Genomic DNA, 14248 nt, shown 5'->3' with positions numbered 1-14248 from the left:
GCGGCAGGGGCCGGGCGTTCGCGCCAGGGCGAACGCTCGGGGCTCCCTCAGAAAATGTAGTCGGTGGTCAGGAAGCTCGACTCGCGATTACGGATGATGTCGCTGATCAGTTGCTTGTTGCGCTCCTGGAACTTGGTCGCCACCAGGGTGCGGATCGAGAAGGTGCGCAGTGCGTCATGTACCGACAGCGTGCCCTCGGCGGAGTTCTTGCGGCCGTTGAAGGGGAAGGTGTCCGGGCCGCGCTGGCACTGGGCGTTGATATTGATCCGCCCGACCTGGTTGGCGAAGGCGTCCACCAGCCGGCCGATCTCGGCCGGGTCGCTGCCGAACAGGCTCAGTTGCTGGCCGAAGTCCGATTCCAGGACATAGTCGATCACGGTGTCCAGGTCGCGGTAGGGCACGATGGGCACCACCGGGCCGAACTGCTCCTCGTGGTAGACGCGCATCTGCGGGGTCACCGGGTACAGCACCGCTGGGTAGAAGAACGAAGCCCGGGCCTCGCCGCCGTGGGCGTTCACCACCTTGGCGCCGTGGGCCTGGGCGTCGGCCACCAGGGCGTGCAGGTAGTCGACCTTGGTGCTCTCCGGCAGCGGCGTCAGGGCCACCCCCGGTTCCCAGGGCATGCCCGGCTTGAGGGCTTGCAGCTTGGCGTTGAACTGCTCGATGAAGCGTTCGACCACGGCTTCGTGGACGAACAGGATCTTCAGCGCGGTGCAGCGCTGGCCGTTGAACGACAGCGAGCCGGTGAGGGCTTCGCTGACCGCGTTGTCCAGGTCGGCATCGGGCAGCACGATCCCCGGGTTCTTCGCGTCCAGGCCCAGGGCCGCGCGCAGGCGGTGGGGCTTGGGGTGGAGTTTCTTCAGGTCGCTGGCGGCCTTGTTGGTGCCGATGAAGGCAAAGATGTCGATCTTGCCGCTGGCCATCAGCGCGCTGACGGTCTCGCGGCCGCTGCCGTAGATGACGTTGATCACCCCGGCCGGGAAGCTGTCGCGGAAGGCTTCGAGCAGCGGGCGGATCAGCAGCACGCCGAGCTTGGCCGGCTTGAACACCACGGTGTTGCCCATGATCAGCGCCGGGATCAGGGTGGTGAAGGTCTCGTTCAGCGGGTAGTTGTAGGGGCCCATGCACAGGGCCACGCCCAGGGGCACGCGGCGGATCTGGCCGAGGGTGTCCTGTTCCAGTTCGAAGCGGCTGGAGCGCCGGTCCAGTTCCTTCAGCGCGCCGATGGTGTCGACGATGTAGTCGCAGGTGCGGTCGAACTCCTTTTCCGAGTCCTTGAGGTTCTTGCCGATTTCCCACATCAGCAGCTTGACCACCGCCGTGCGCTGCTCGCGCATGCGCGCCAGGAAGGCTTCCACGTGCTGGATGCGTTCGGCCACGCGCATCGTTGGCCAGGCGCCCTGGCCGCGATCGTAGGCGCGCACCGCGGCGTCCAGGGCGGTGAGGGCGGTGTCGGCGTCCAGCAGCGGGGTGCTGCCGAGAATCACCTGGGTATCGCCGTCGGCGCCGCTCAGGTAGATCGGGCTGCGGACCTGGGCCAGGGGGCCGTTCCAGGTGCGCAGTTCACCGTCCACCAGGTAGTCGCGCTGCTCCACCGGGTCGGGCAGGCGAAAGGCTTCGGGGATGTCGGCGGCGGCAGGAAACAGGTGGCTCAATAGATTGGCTGTGGTCATGACTCTACCCCGTGTTGGAAATGGCTCCGGCGCGGTGACAGCGACGGCATCGCTCCATGGTTTATACGCCTTAATGGCCCGGCGCTTTAGCGGTTTTTCCACCGGGCGCCCGAGCGCGACGGCCCGCGGTGCCCCTGTGCGGGCCCGCGGCGCGTCAGCGGTCGTGGTTCGAGATTAAACGTTTCAGCCGCTGCCCAGCAACTGCCGGATCAAGCTCGGGGTGCTACCGGTCCAGCGCTTGAATGACCGGCGGAAGTTGGCCGGGTCATTGAAGTTCAGGTACTCGGCCACCGCCTCGTTGCTCCAGCCCTTGATCTGGTACAGGTACAGCGCCACGTGCTTGTGCACCCGGTCCACCTGTTGCTGGTAGCCGCTGTGGTGCTTGCTCAGCTTGCGCTTGAGGGTGGCCGGGCTCATGGCGAAATCCTGGGCCGCCTGCTCCAGGCTCGGGGTGTGGCGTACCTGGGTTTTCAGGTAGCGGTACAGGGTGTCGAGGAAACTGCTGGCAAACCCCAGTTGACGCAGGTGCTCGCCGGCCTCCAGGCGCGCCACCTGGCCGGCGGTGGCCGAGGCCCCGGGCCAGGGCCGGGTCAGGTATTGCCGGGGGATGCGCATCAGGTCCAGGGGGCGCTGGAACTGGGTCTGTTCCCCCAGGTGCACCCAGTACTGCTCGACGTAGCGCGGCTCGCTGTGGCTGAAGCTGCATTCCCAAGGCAGGCGCTGGCCGGCCAGCCACTGACTCATGGCCACCAGTGAAGTCATGCTGGCTTCCAGGAGGAACCGCCAGTGCTCGCCGGCGCCGCAGCTGTCCAGCCAGTAGCAGTAGGCGTGATGCTCGTCCAGCACCAGGCGCGGGCTGGCCAGGGGGCTGAGCAGCGCCTGCTGCTGCACCAGGGCGTCCAGGGCCTGGTGCAGGTTCTGCGCATGGCGCAGGGCATGGCTGGCGGCGCCGTAGTGCCCGGGCAGCAGGCGCTGGCCAAACAGGAAACTGCTGTCGTCGGCATCCAGCAGGCGCCGGCCGTTGCCGATCAGCGCCAGGAACTGCTGCGGGCTGAGGCGGGTCTGGCCGGCCAGGATGTCCTCGTGGAACAGCCCGGTGCCGCGCAGCAGGCGATGGCTGTCGATGTCCCGGGACAGCGCCAGGTCGATCAGCGCCGCCGGTTGATAGTGCCCGGGGATAAACCGCGTATCGGCTTCGTACCAGCTGGTCTTCACGGTCATGACGGCGCCTCAGGCGGTTTTTGCCAGGGGCTGCTTGGCCCGGGCCAGGGCCAGGTTGAGGCGCTTGAGCAGCCCCTCCGGGGTTTCCTCCAGGGCCATCACCACCGCAGTGCTGGCCGCCAGGTGCAGGCGCTCGCCGTGTTGCCGGGTCTTGTGTGCCAGGCCCTGCACCGCCTGTTGCAGCTCCAGGGCCAGCAGCCGTGCCTGGCTTTCCCCGGTGTTGGGCAGCAGCACCACGAAGCGGTCGCCGGCCAGCCGGCACAGCAGGTCCTGGCGCCGCAGGTTGAGCAGCAGCACATGGCTCAGGGCCTGCAGCACCGCATCGCCTTCGGCATGGCCGTAGTCCTGGTTGATCGCCGCGAAGTGGTCCAGGTCCAGGGCCAGCAGCGACAGCGGCTGCTGCTGGCGGCGGCTGTCTTGCAGGCTGCTGGCCAGCTCGCGCTTGAGGTAGTCGGCGCCGGCCAGGGGGGTGAGCTTGTCGAACTGGCGATGCTCGCGAAACAGTCGCTCCTTCTTTTCCATCTGCGCGCTGATGGCCAGCTGTTCGCGGTGCCAGTGGTAGATGCCGATGGTCAGCAGGATCATGCCGATGGGCATCGGCCCGGACTCCAGCCAGTGGTCCCAGGTGATGCTGTCGGGCAGGCGGATGAACTCGTCGAGGCTGTCGATCCACCAGGAAAAGAAAATGCAGCTCAGGCCCAGGGCCAGGTAGTTGGTGACCCGCCCGGCGGGGCGGCTCTTGAGCACCAGCCCGAGCCAGACCAGGGCCAGGAGCGCCGAGCCTCCTTCGCCGATGATGTCCAGCCACTGCCACTCGCTGACCGATTTCAGGCTGCCGCAGGCCAGCTGCAGCAGCAGCCCGGCATTGGCCGCCAGCAACAGCGCGGCGAGTTTCCAGCGGTGGGGTTTGAGCACGGAGAACATGGCCGCGATCCTTTTTGCCAGGAGTGAGAGGGCGCCAGCACAGCAGATGTTTGTGACAGTGGGGTGACGCCGGGGAAACCCGGCGTGAGGTCGAATCAGCTCACGGCGAACGCGTTTTTTTTCGGCCCGCAGGAGCCGGCTTGCCGGCGAAGGGGCCGGCAAGACCTGCGCCCGAGGGGGGATGGCTTTCGCGGGCAAGCCCGCTCCTACGGGGCGGTGGGTGCACCACGGATCTGTAGGAGCCGGCTTGCCGGCGAAGAGGCCCGCAAGACCTGCGCTCGACGGTGGATGGCTTGCGCGGGCAAGCCCGTTTCCACAGGGGTCAATTCAGCTCATTTGCCGGGGCGAAAGCCGGGCAATGGGGCGTTTTGGCCCGTTGCCGCCCAGGCCTGTCACAGAACCGTCATTCGCCGACCCTAGCGTGCCCTCCCAGTTGCCGGGCCTCTTGCCCGGCGTTAGCGGACTCTTGGGGGAGGACCATCATGTACAAGCGCAGCAGTCCCGGGCTTGTCAGCTTTACCTTGACCGCGCTGGCCATGGCCATCGCCAGTGAACGCTTGAGCGCCGCGGAACCTGCGGCCACCGAGCATGTGGAAGTGGTGGGCCAGGCCGCCAGCATCGACCAGGCGCTCAAGGAGCAGCGGCGCTCGGACAGCATCGAAAGCGTGGTGCACGCCGACGGCGTGGCCCAATTGCCGGACCAGAACGTCGCCGAGGCGGCGCAGCGCCTGCCGGGCATCAGCATCGAGCGCGACCAGGGCGAAGGGCGCTTTGTCAGCGTCCGCGGCCTGGGCCCGGACCTCAACAGCGTGACCATCAACGGCACCCTGGTGCCCTCGCCGGAAAGCGCCCGCCGGGCCGTGGCCCTGGATGTACTGCCCTCGGAGCTGGTGCAGTCGCTGTCGGTGATCAAGACCCTGACCCCGGACATGGACGCCAACTCCCTGGGCGGCACCGTGGATGTGAAAAGCCTCTCGGCCTTCGACCACAAGGGCCTGTTCTACAGCGGCAGCAGCGAGGCCAGCTACGACCAGAACACCCGCCAGGCCAGCCCGAAATTCTCCGGCGCGGCGAGCAACCGCTTCAGCCTCGGCGACGGCGTCGACAACTTCGGCGTGGCCGCGGCCCTGAGCTGGCAGAAGCGCGATTTCGGCTCCGACAACGTCGAGACCGGTGGCGCCTGGGACTTCGAACAAGGCGCCAAGCTGCAGGAATTCGAGCAGCGCGACTACGCCATCAGCCGCGAGCGCGCCGGTGGCGGCCTGAACTTCGACTACAAGCCCGACGACAGCAGCAGCTACTACCTGCGCACCCTGTACAGCCGCTACAAGGACAGCGAGACCCGCAACTCCACCAGCATCGAGTTCGCCGATCCCCTGGCGGCCGGCGAGCGCGGCGACGCCGAAGCCTCGCGCAAGCTCAAGCAGCGCGAGGAAACCCAGGAGATCCAGTCCTACGTGTTCGGCGGCGAGCGCCAGCTCGGCCTGTGGACCCTCAGCGGCCAGACCGGCTACAGCCGCTCCAGCGAAGACAGCCCGGCGCATATCGCCGGGGCCACCTTCAAGGGCAACAGCGATTTTTCCGACAGCGGCTTCTACGACAACGGCAAGCCGCGCCCGGTGATCGGCGCCGGTTTCTATGACCCCGCCAACTTCACCCTGGACAAGGTCGACTGGGAAAAGCAGAACACCACCGACACCGAGAAGAACCTGCGCCTGGACCTGGCCCGGGACTATGACTTGAGTGGCTACGCCGCGCAGTTCAAGTTCGGCGGCAAGCTCAGCCGGCGCAACAAGGACAACGACCTGGAAGCCTGGGTCTACAAGGACTTCGACACCCTGGGCTTTACCGATCAGCAGCTCAACCTCGGGCAGTTCCAGAAGGGCAACGTGGACTATTCCCTTGGCCGCTTCGGCCCGGGCATCAGTGGCGGCGCCATCAAGCAACTGATCGGCGGCCTGAATCAGGCGGCCTTCTACGACGAGGAAGAATCCCGGGTCAACGACTTCAAGATCCGCGAAGACATCAACGCCGGCTACTTCATGAACACCCTGGACATCGACGACTGGCGCTTCATCGCCGGCCTGCGCTACGAGGGCACCGAGTTCGAGGCCAAGGGCACCGGGGTCACCGACGGCGCCTTCACCGCCACCGACACCCAACGCCGCTACCAGCACTGGCTGCCGGGGCTGCATGCGCGCTACCAGCTGGACAAGAACACCCAGGTCCGCGCGGCCTGGACCAAGAGCGTGGTGCGCCCGACCTTCGGCCAACTGGCCCCGGGCTTTGTCATCGACGGCGACGAGGCGACCTTCGGCAACCCCGACCTCAAGCCCCTGGAGTCGAGCAACCTGGACCTGGGCATCGAGCACTACATGGGCCATGCCGGCACCGTCTCGGCCTTCGTGTTCTACAAGGACATCCAGAACTTCGTCTACAACACCGACCTGGCCGGCACCGGCGCCTGGAGCGGGTTCTCCGAGGCGCACACCTTCGCCAACGGCGACAGCGCCAAGCTGTACGGCCTGGAACTGGCCTATTCGCAGAAATTCGACTGGCTGCCGGCGCCGTGGAACGGCCTGCTGCTGGGCGCCAACAGCACCTTCAGCCGCTCCAGTGCGAGCATCGAGGGCTTCGACCAGAAGGCCGGGGTCAACCGCAAGCGCGACATCGACCTGCCCAACCAGTCGGACACCGTGGGCAACCTGATGCTCGGCTGGGAAGACGACAAGCTCAGCCTGCGCCTGTCGGCCAACTACAAATCGGCCTACCTCTATGAGCTGGCCTCCATCAGCGACAAGGCCCACGACCTGCATGTGGATGCCCAGACCTTCGTCGATTTCAGCGCCAAGTACTCCCTGACCAAGAACCTGCAACTGAGCTTCGAGGCGCAGAACCTCACCGACCAGCCGTACTTCGTCTACACCGGCAACCGCTCCTACAACGCCCAGTACGAGGAATACGGCCCGACCTACAAGCTCGGCCTGACCTTCACCCATTTCTAAGTAGCGGGCCCTTGCCCGACCGCACACCCAAGGATTGTGATGAGCACTGTATCGACCGCAAGAAACCGCCTGCTGGCCCTGTGCATTGGCTTGACCTGTGGCGCCGCCCTGGCTGCCCCCAGCGTGCCCGGCCTGAACCTCAAGCCCTGGGCCGAGCAGGCCCCGGGCGTTACCGGCCTGGGTTTCGTGCCCGCCGGCACAGGCGCCGACCGGCTGCTGGCCAGCGAGCGCGAAGGCCTGTTGCTGGTGGATGAACAGGGCCGCCAGCTGGCCCGCTTCAAGGGCTCGTTCAACGGCCTGGACAGCCGCGCCGCCGGTGGCCAACTGCTGGTGGCCAGCCTCGACAACCAGCGCCAGCAGGCACTGCTGGTGAGCCTCGACCCGGCCAGCCGCACCTGGGGCCAGCCGCTGTACCTGCCCACTCGGGACTACCCGGTCAACGGCCTGTGCCTGTACCGCGACGAGGCCAGCAACCTGTTCCTGTTCCTGGTGGGCGAGGAGGGCAAGGGCGAGCAGTGGCTGGTGGGCCACGGCGCGCAACTGAGCGCCGAGCCGCAGCGGGTACGTGGCCTGCCCCTGCCGCCGGAGGCCAAGTTCTGCCAGGTGGACGATGCCGCCCAGCAACTGCTGGTCAATGAACAGAATGTCGGCTGGTGGGCCTACCCGGCCCATGCCGAAGCCGACACCGCGCGCCAGCCGGTGGCCCTGCGCGCGCCCTTTGGCGACATCAGGAAAAGCGCCGGGGCCATGGCCCTGGTGCCGGGCGGGGTGCTGGGCCTGGACCCGAAGGCCGCGCAACTGCATCTCTATCAGCAGCAGGAAAAAGGCTGGGTGGCCCAGGCCACGTTGCCCCTGGCCGGCCTCAAGGAACCGGAAAACATCGCCCTGCGCGCCAGCGACAAAGGCCTGCAGGTCTTGCTGCGCGATGACGAGGACGGGCGCCTGTACCAGGGCCAGTTGAACTGGCAGGCCACCCCGCTGGCCCTGCCGCCGGTATTGCCCACCGTACAGGCGGCGGCACAGAGCGAGCCGGTGGGGCGCCAGGGCGATGCCGCCGATGACCCGGCGATCTGGGTCCACCCGCAGCAGCCCTCCCTGAGCCGGGTGCTGGGCACCAACAAGAAGCAGGGCCTGCTGGCCTACGACCTGCAGGGCAAGCTGTTGCAGGAGCTGGCAGTGGGGCGCCTGAACAACGTCGACGTGCGGCCCAACTTCCAGCTCGGCGAGCGCCGTGTGGACCTGGCCGTGGCCAGTAACCGCGACCGCAACAGCCTCAGCCTGTTCGCCATCGACCGCGCCAGCGGCGAGCTGAGCGAGGCCGGGGAGGTGCCGACGCCGCTCAAGGAAATCTACGGTATCTGCCTGTTCCAGCCGGCCAGTGGCGAGATCTACGCCATTGCCAACGACAAGGACGGCACCTTCGTCCAGTACCGCCTGAGCGCCCCCGGCGGTACCGCCCAGGGCGAGCTGGTGCGCCGGTTCAAGGTGGCCAGCCAGCCCGAGGGCTGCGTCGCCGACGACCAGCGCCAGCGCCTGTTCCTCGGTGAAGAGGACGTTGGCGTGTGGGCGGTGGATGCCCGGCCCGAGCAGCCGGCGACCCTGCACAGCGTGATCAAGGTCGGCGGCCTGTTGCAGGCCGATGTCGAGGGCCTGGCCCTGTACCAGAGCAACGCCCGCGACTACCTGGTGATTTCCAGCCAGGGCAACGACAGCTACCTGGTGCTGGATGCCGAACCGCCGTTCGCTTCCCATGGCGCCTTCCGGGTCAGCCTCAACGCCCGCGCGGGGATCGACGGCGCTTCGGAAACCGATGGCCTGGAAGTCACCTCGGCCAACCTCGGCGGGCCCTGGAGCCAGGGCCTGCTGGTGGTCCAGGACGGGCGCAAGCGCATGCCCGAGCAGACCCAGAACTTCAAGTTCGTGCCCTGGGCCGAGGTCACCCAGGCCCTGAAGCTGCCCTGAGCCGGCGGTCATCACCTTGTCATTTGAATGTCATCGAATAGCCCCGCCAGCCCAGGCGGGCACCCGAGAAGGAGTTCCACCATGCAGGCCACACTCGAACACATGAGCATCTGGGGGCTGATCAGCGATGCCAGCCTGTTGGTCAAGGCGGTGATGCTGACCTTGCTCCTGGCGTCCTTGCTCAGCTGGTACCTGATCATCCAGCGTGGCGCCGTGCTGCGCGGTCGTGAGCTGCGCTTCCAGGCTTTCATCCAGCGTTTTCGCGCCGCCCCCGAGCTGCTGCCGCTGTACCGCGAAGTGGCCAAGGGCAGCGACGCCGAAGGCGGCGTGGAGCCGATCTTTGCCGCCGGCTACCAGGAGTTCAGCCACCTGCGCGGCCAGCCCGGCGGTGCCGGAGAAGGGGTGCTGGAGGGTGTGGAACGGGCCTTGTACGTGGCCATCAGCGAGCAGGAAACCCGCCTGGAAAAGGGCCTGCAGTTTCTCGCCACTGTGGGTTCGGTAAGCCCCTATATCGGCCTGTTCGGCACCGTGTGGGGGATCATGAATTCCTTCCTCGGCCTGTCCCAGGTGCAGCAGGCGACCCTTTCCACCGTGGCCCCGGGCATTGCCGAGGCGTTGATCGCCACCGCCATCGGCCTGTTCGCGGCCATTCCCGCGGTGATTGCCTACAACCGTTTTTCGGCCCGCAGCCAGACCCTGCTGACCCGCTACTACGCCTTTGGCAATGAACTGCAAGTACGCCTGCATCGCACCTTGCAGGGTACCCCGAGCCACCTGGCCGTGGCCGCCTGAGAGAAGGAGCAAGCCGATGTTGACCCGGCCGCAACGCAAGCACGGACCCAAGGCGGAAATGAACGTGGTGCCCTACATCGACGTGATGCTGGTGCTGCTGGTGATCTTCATGGTCACCGCGCCGATGCTCACCCAGGGGGTGAAGATCGAATTGCCCAAGGTCGCCAGCGAAGCCCTGGCCACCGACAGCCGCCAGCAGATCCTCACCCTGTCGGTGCAGGCCGGTGGCGGCTACTACTGGAACCTGGGCAGCGAATTGGACACCCGCAATCAGACCGACAGCGCTGTGGACCTTGAGCAGATGCGCGCCAAGGTGGCCCAGGTGATTGCCCGGCGCGGCGACACCCAGGTGTATATCCGCGCCGACCAGGACGCCGCCTATGCAAGCGTGGTGGCGGCCATGGCCGCGTTGCAGCAGGGTGGGGTACACAACCTGGGGCTGGTGACCGAGGCCCCGCAATGACGGCGATGATCATGCACAACCCCACCGCGATGCCCCTGCGGCCCGAGGCGTCCGGCTTCTGGCGCAACAGCCTGGCGGCCAGCCTGGCCCTGGCCCTGCACGCCGGAGTGCTGGGGGCGCTGGCGCTGGGCTGGTCGGTGGACAAGCCGCAGGTCGAGACGCCGCCGGTACTGACCACCCAACTGGTGATGCTGGCGCCGCCTGCCGCCCCCGCGGAACCGCTGCCGGCGGTGGCCGAGGTGGCGCCACAGCCACCGCCAACGCCACCACCCGCGGCTGCGCCGGAGCCGGCCAGGCCCCGGGTTGACCCCCATGTACAGGCGCAGAAGCTGGAGCAGGCGGCCCTGGCGCGCAAGCGTGTGGAAGACAAGAAACGTGAGCAGGTGCAGGAGCAGCAGCGCCAGCAGCGCGAGCGCCTGGAGGCCGAGCAGCGCCAGCGCGATACCGAGCAACGTGTGGCCCAGGAACAAGCGCAGGCCCAGCGTGCCGAACAGTCGCGGCTGGCTGCCGAGCGCACGCGCCAGCAGGCGGCCCAGGCGGCGGCCGACAGTCGCCAGTACCAGCCCCTGAGCAAGGAGGCCCCGGACTACCCGCAACGGGCCCTGGACAAGAACCTGGAAGGCGACTGCACCGTGGAATACAGCGTCAACCCCCAGGGGCGGGTGGAGAACCCCAAGGTCATCGACGGTTGCCACCCCCTGTTCATGCGCCCGTCCCTGGCAGCGGTGGCGACCTTCCGTTATCAGCCGCGGCTGATCGACGGCCAGGCGGTAACGGTGCCGGCGGTGCGCAACACCTTCCACTACCGGATCAAGTAGGGCGCGGGGCAGGCATGGGCCCGTTGCCATGCAGGCAGCCTCTGGCTGACCGTGCGCGCCCTGGCTGGCCGAGCCTGTCCCCTTGGCTGGCCGCCAATGCCCTCAACCTCGGGGCGCGGGTGTCTTAGTGTGGCCGGGTGTGGTCCGCCGCTGTCGCCGGGGCGGGCCCCTTGCCCTGGCCGCACTGAGGACCGCCGATGCCCACTGTCACCCCCGCCTGTTCGCGCCCGTTGCGGCGCCACTCTTGGCTACCGATTCGTAGCGCCCTGGGCCTGGCCCTGGGGCTGCTGCTGAGCGCCTGCGGCGAGGCTGAACCGCCTGCTGCCGTGCGCCTCGACGCCGCCCGCCAGAGCCCGGCCGACCCGGCCCTGGCCCAGGTCTACGCCAGCAGCTGCCAGCTGTGCCATGCCAACCCGGCCTCCGGCGCGCCCCTGGCCGGCGATGCCAAGGCCTGGGCGCCGCGCCTGGCCCAGGGCGCCGACACCCTGCTGGACCACAGCATCAACGGCTACCAGGGCATGCCGCCCATGGGCCAGTGCATGCAGTGCAGCGAAGAGCAGTTCCTGGCCCTGATCAGCTTCATGTCCGGCCATTCATTCCAATAAAAAGCACAGGTTCCCCCTTCATGGTCATGCACCTTTCCCGACGCCGGCTGCTGCAAGGGGCCGGCGCCCTCGGCGCGTTCAGCGCGTTGTGCAGCAACCCGCTGCTGGCCGAACTGGCCCGCGCCCCGCGGCTGATTCCCTGGCGCAACTGGTCCGGCGCGCAAAGCTGCCTGCCCCAGGCGCGGCTGGCGCCCAAGGACCTGGATGAACTGCGCCAGGTGGTCCGCCAGGCCCCGGGCAAGATCCGCCCGGTGGGTGCCGGGCACTCCTTCAGCGCCCTGGTGCCCACCGACGGCACCTTGCTGTCCCTGGCCTATTTCAACGGCCTGCTGGACCACGACCCCAAGACCCTGCAAGCCGAATTCGCCGCCGGCACGCCCATGTCGCTGATGGGCCCGGCGCTCAAGGAGGTGGGGCAGGCGCTGTGGAACATGGCGGATATCGACTACCAGACCCTGGCCGGGGCGATTGCCACTTCGACCCACGGCACCGGGGTCGGCTTCGGTTCCTATTCGTCCCGGGTCTGCGGGCTGCAACTGGTGACCGCCAGCGGCGAAGTGCTGGACTGCGACCCCCGGCGCAACGCCGAGGTGTTCCACGCCGCCCGGGTCTCCCTCGGCGCGCTGGGGGTGGCGACCCGGGTGCGCCTGCAGAACCGCGCCGCCTATCGCCTGCGGGAAAAACAGTGGATCGGCAAGACCGAGGAACTGCTGGAGGACATGGACAACCTGACCCGCGACAACCAGCACTGGGAAATGCTCGTGGTCACCCACTCCGACTACGCCCTGGCGGTGGCCCTGAACGAAACCACGGAGCCGCCGACCCCGCCCACCGATCCGGCCGAGGAGGGCGGCAACGAGTTCGTCAACCTGATCGAAAACCTCGACAAGTACGTCAGCGACTTCCCCGAGACCCGCCGCCACCTGCTCAACAGCCTGCGCTGGCTGGCGCGCTTCGATGAGCGGGTGGGGGATTCCTACCAGATCTACGCCAACGTGCGCAGCGTGCGCTTCAACGAAATGGAGTACTCGGTGCCGGCGCACCTGGGGCCGGCGTGCCTGCGGGAAATCCTCGCGCTGATCCGCGGCAAGGACCTGCGCACCTGGTTTCCCATCGAGTACCGCTACGTCAAGGCCGACGACATTCCCCTGAGCATGTTCGAAGGTCGCGACAGCTGTTCGATCTCGGTGCACCAGCACTACAGCATGGACCACCACAACTTCTTCGCCGCCGTGGAGCCGATCTTCTGGAAGTACCAGGGGCGCCCGCACTGGGGCAAGCACCACAGCCTCAACGCCCGCACCCTGCAGGGGCTGTACCCGCAATGGTCGGCCTTCGCCAGGGTGCGCCAGGCGCTGGACCCGCAAGGCAAATTCATCAACGCCCACCTGGCCTCGGTGCTGGGTGTGGCGTGAACAGGAGATGCGCACAATGAACCGTCGTCATTTCATGGCCGGCACCCTGGGGGCCGGAGTCTTGCTGGCCGGTGTCGGCGCCTGGCTGCGGCCCGGCGACCGGGGCCTGCCCTACAGCCCGTACTTCGCCGAGCTCAATCGCGAGCTCAAGGCCCACGGGCCAATGCAACCGGTGATGCTGATCGACCTGGATCGCCTGGACCACAACATTGATGTGGTCATGCAGTCGGTGCAGCGCGGCGGCAAGCACCTGCGCCTGGTGGAAAAATCCCTGCCATCTCCCGGGCTCCTGGCCTACATCGCCCAGCGCGCCGGTACCCGGCGCCTGATGTCCTTCCACCAGCCGTTTCTCAACCACGACGCCGAGGTATTTGCCGACGCCGATATCCTCTTGGGCAAGCCCCTGCCGATCCGCGCCGTCGAGCTGTTCTACCAGCAGCTCAAGGGGCCGTTCGACCCGCGCCGGCAACTGCAATGGCTGCTCGATACCCCCGAACGCCTGCAGCAGTACCTGGCGCTGGCCCAGGGCCTGGGCACGCGGATGCGCATCAACATCGAACTGGATGTGGGGCTGCACCGTGGCGGCGTGGCGGACCATGCCGTGCTCGGGCAGATGCTGGCGCTGATCAGCGCCCACCCCCGGCACCTGGAGTTTGCCGGGTTCATGGGCTACGACCCCTTTGTCGACATGGGCGTGCCGGGGATTCTCGGGTCGCCGCAAAGCCTGTTCGATAAGGTCATGCAGCGCTACAACGGCTTTGCCGATTTCACCCGTCAGCAGTACCCGGCGCTATGGCAGGCCGAGCTGACCCTGAACACCGCCGGCAGCCCCAGCTATCGTCGGCACGAGCAGGAAAGCCTGAGCACCGAAGTATCGGTGGGCACCGCACTGCTCAAGCCCAGCCACTACGACCTGGCGTCCCTGGAGCAGCACGTGCCGGCCGCCTTTATCGCCACCCCGGTGCTCAAGAGTACCGGGCCGGTGCGGATCCCGGCCCTGGACGACAAGTCGCGGCTGTTCTCCTGGTGGGACCGCAACCAGCACCAGACCTTCTTCATCTATGGCGGCCACTGGCTGGCGGATTTCGAATCGCCGGCGGGTCTGCAGAGCAACGAGCTGTTCGGTCGCAGCTCCAACCAGGAGATGGTCAACGGCTCCCGCGCCGTGGGCTTGCAAGTGGACGACCAGGTCTTCCTGCGCCCGCAGCAGAGCGAAGCGGTACTGCTGCAGTTTGGCGACCTGCTGGCCCTGCGCGGCGGGCGCATCGTCGAACGCTGGCCGGTGTACTGATCCCACGTATAGCCCTTGCCTGGCGATCCTCCGTCGGAGCGCTGTCGGCCTTAAGAACGCCGCGTCCCTACGGGCCGTT

At 67.4% G+C, this 14248-nt stretch carries 11 protein-coding genes; 8 read left to right on the top strand and 3 right to left on the bottom strand.

What is annotated here, in order from left to right; genetic code table 11:
- Nucleotides 1–47: 47 nt before the first annotated feature.
- From AC07R1_RS08370 to AC07R1_RS08360, 3 genes are all read right to left on the bottom strand, one after another.
- Nucleotides 48–1673 carry an NADP-dependent glyceraldehyde-3-phosphate dehydrogenase gene (locus tag AC07R1_RS08370; protein ID WP_236204133.1) on the bottom strand — a complete coding sequence of 542 codons (1626 nt, stop codon included), beginning with the start codon at nucleotides 1671–1673 and terminating at the stop codon, nucleotides 48–50.
- Nucleotides 1674–1856: 183 nt separating this feature from the next.
- Entirely contained in the window at nucleotides 1857–2894 is a 1038-nt protein-coding gene (locus tag AC07R1_RS08365) for an AraC family transcriptional regulator (protein WP_011061992.1), read from the bottom strand.
- Nucleotides 2895–2903: 9 nt separating this feature from the next.
- Complete coding sequence (locus tag AC07R1_RS08360) at nucleotides 2904–3818, bottom strand: GGDEF domain-containing protein (protein ID WP_401400638.1); 915 nt, start codon at nucleotides 3816–3818, stop codon at nucleotides 2904–2906.
- 482 nt (nucleotides 3819–4300) lie between these two features.
- Between AC07R1_RS08360 and AC07R1_RS08355 the strand changes: the two genes are divergently transcribed.
- The 8 genes from AC07R1_RS08355 to AC07R1_RS08320 all read left to right on the top strand — a co-directional run bounded on the left by AC07R1_RS08355 (nucleotide 4301) and on the right by AC07R1_RS08320 (nucleotide 14169).
- Nucleotides 4301–6823, top strand: coding sequence for a TonB-dependent receptor (locus AC07R1_RS08355; RefSeq protein WP_093409923.1), 2523 nt, complete (start codon nucleotides 4301–4303; stop codon nucleotides 6821–6823).
- Nucleotides 6824–6862: 39 nt separating this feature from the next.
- The gene (locus AC07R1_RS08350; protein WP_495110408.1) at nucleotides 6863–8785 is read left to right on the top strand and encodes a phytase; all 1923 of its coding nucleotides are present in this window, start codon (nucleotides 6863–6865) and stop codon (nucleotides 8783–8785) included.
- 81 nt (nucleotides 8786–8866) lie between these two features.
- Complete coding sequence (gene tolQ / locus AC07R1_RS08345; RefSeq protein ID WP_125063549.1) at nucleotides 8867–9577, top strand: protein TolQ; 711 nt, start codon at nucleotides 8867–8869, stop codon at nucleotides 9575–9577.
- A 16-nt stretch (nucleotides 9578–9593) separates the two neighbouring features.
- Nucleotides 9594–10040 carry a protein TolR gene (gene tolR / locus AC07R1_RS08340; RefSeq protein ID WP_011061987.1) on the top strand — a complete coding sequence of 149 codons (447 nt, stop codon included), beginning with the start codon at nucleotides 9594–9596 and terminating at the stop codon, nucleotides 10038–10040.
- Nucleotides 10037–10858, top strand: a complete 822-nt coding sequence (locus tag AC07R1_RS08335; protein WP_220222876.1) for an energy transducer TonB — start codon at nucleotides 10037–10039, stop codon at nucleotides 10856–10858. The genes tolR and AC07R1_RS08335 overlap by 4 nt, the downstream gene beginning before the upstream one ends.
- A 197-nt stretch (nucleotides 10859–11055) precedes the next feature.
- Nucleotides 11056–11463: a c-type cytochrome gene (locus tag AC07R1_RS08330; protein ID WP_011061985.1), complete on the top strand. Its 408-nt coding sequence runs from the start codon at nucleotides 11056–11058 to the stop codon at nucleotides 11461–11463.
- An 86-nt stretch (nucleotides 11464–11549) separates the two neighbouring features.
- Nucleotides 11550–12878 carry a D-arabinono-1,4-lactone oxidase gene (locus AC07R1_RS08325; protein WP_495110511.1) on the top strand — a complete coding sequence of 443 codons (1329 nt, stop codon included), beginning with the start codon at nucleotides 11550–11552 and terminating at the stop codon, nucleotides 12876–12878.
- 85 nt (nucleotides 12879–12963) lie between these two features.
- Nucleotides 12964–14169, top strand: a complete 1206-nt coding sequence (locus AC07R1_RS08320) for a DSD1 family PLP-dependent enzyme (protein WP_172621768.1) — start codon at nucleotides 12964–12966, stop codon at nucleotides 14167–14169.
- Nucleotides 14170–14248 lie beyond the last annotated feature (79 nt).

It is taken from the genome of Pseudomonas sp. GW821-FHT07F01 (assembly GCF_059418825.1).
The sequence above is the reverse complement of the archived record's forward strand: the minus strand, read 5'-3'. Positions and strand labels throughout refer to the sequence as shown.

Excerpts from the sequence above, each read along its gene's own strand:
- AC07R1_RS08370 (WP_236204133.1), bottom strand. The coding sequence starts at position 1,673 with ATGACCACAGCCAATCTATTGAGCCACCTGTTTCCTGCCGCCGCCGAC.
- AC07R1_RS08365 (WP_011061992.1), bottom strand. The coding sequence starts at position 2,894 with ATGACCGTGAAGACCAGCTGGTACGAAGCCGATACGCGGTTTATCCCC.
- AC07R1_RS08360 (WP_401400638.1), bottom strand. The coding sequence starts at position 3,818 with ATGTTCTCCGTGCTCAAACCCCACCGCTGGAAACTCGCCGCGCTGTTG.
- AC07R1_RS08355 (WP_093409923.1), top strand. The coding sequence starts at position 4,301 with ATGTACAAGCGCAGCAGTCCCGGGCTTGTCAGCTTTACCTTGACCGCG.
- AC07R1_RS08350 (WP_495110408.1), top strand. The coding sequence starts at position 6,863 with ATGAGCACTGTATCGACCGCAAGAAACCGCCTGCTGGCCCTGTGCATT.
- tolQ (WP_125063549.1), top strand. The coding sequence starts at position 8,867 with ATGCAGGCCACACTCGAACACATGAGCATCTGGGGGCTGATCAGCGAT.
- tolR (WP_011061987.1), top strand. The coding sequence starts at position 9,594 with ATGTTGACCCGGCCGCAACGCAAGCACGGACCCAAGGCGGAAATGAAC.
- AC07R1_RS08335 (WP_220222876.1), top strand. The coding sequence starts at position 10,037 with ATGACGGCGATGATCATGCACAACCCCACCGCGATGCCCCTGCGGCCC.
- AC07R1_RS08330 (WP_011061985.1), top strand. The coding sequence starts at position 11,056 with ATGCCCACTGTCACCCCCGCCTGTTCGCGCCCGTTGCGGCGCCACTCT.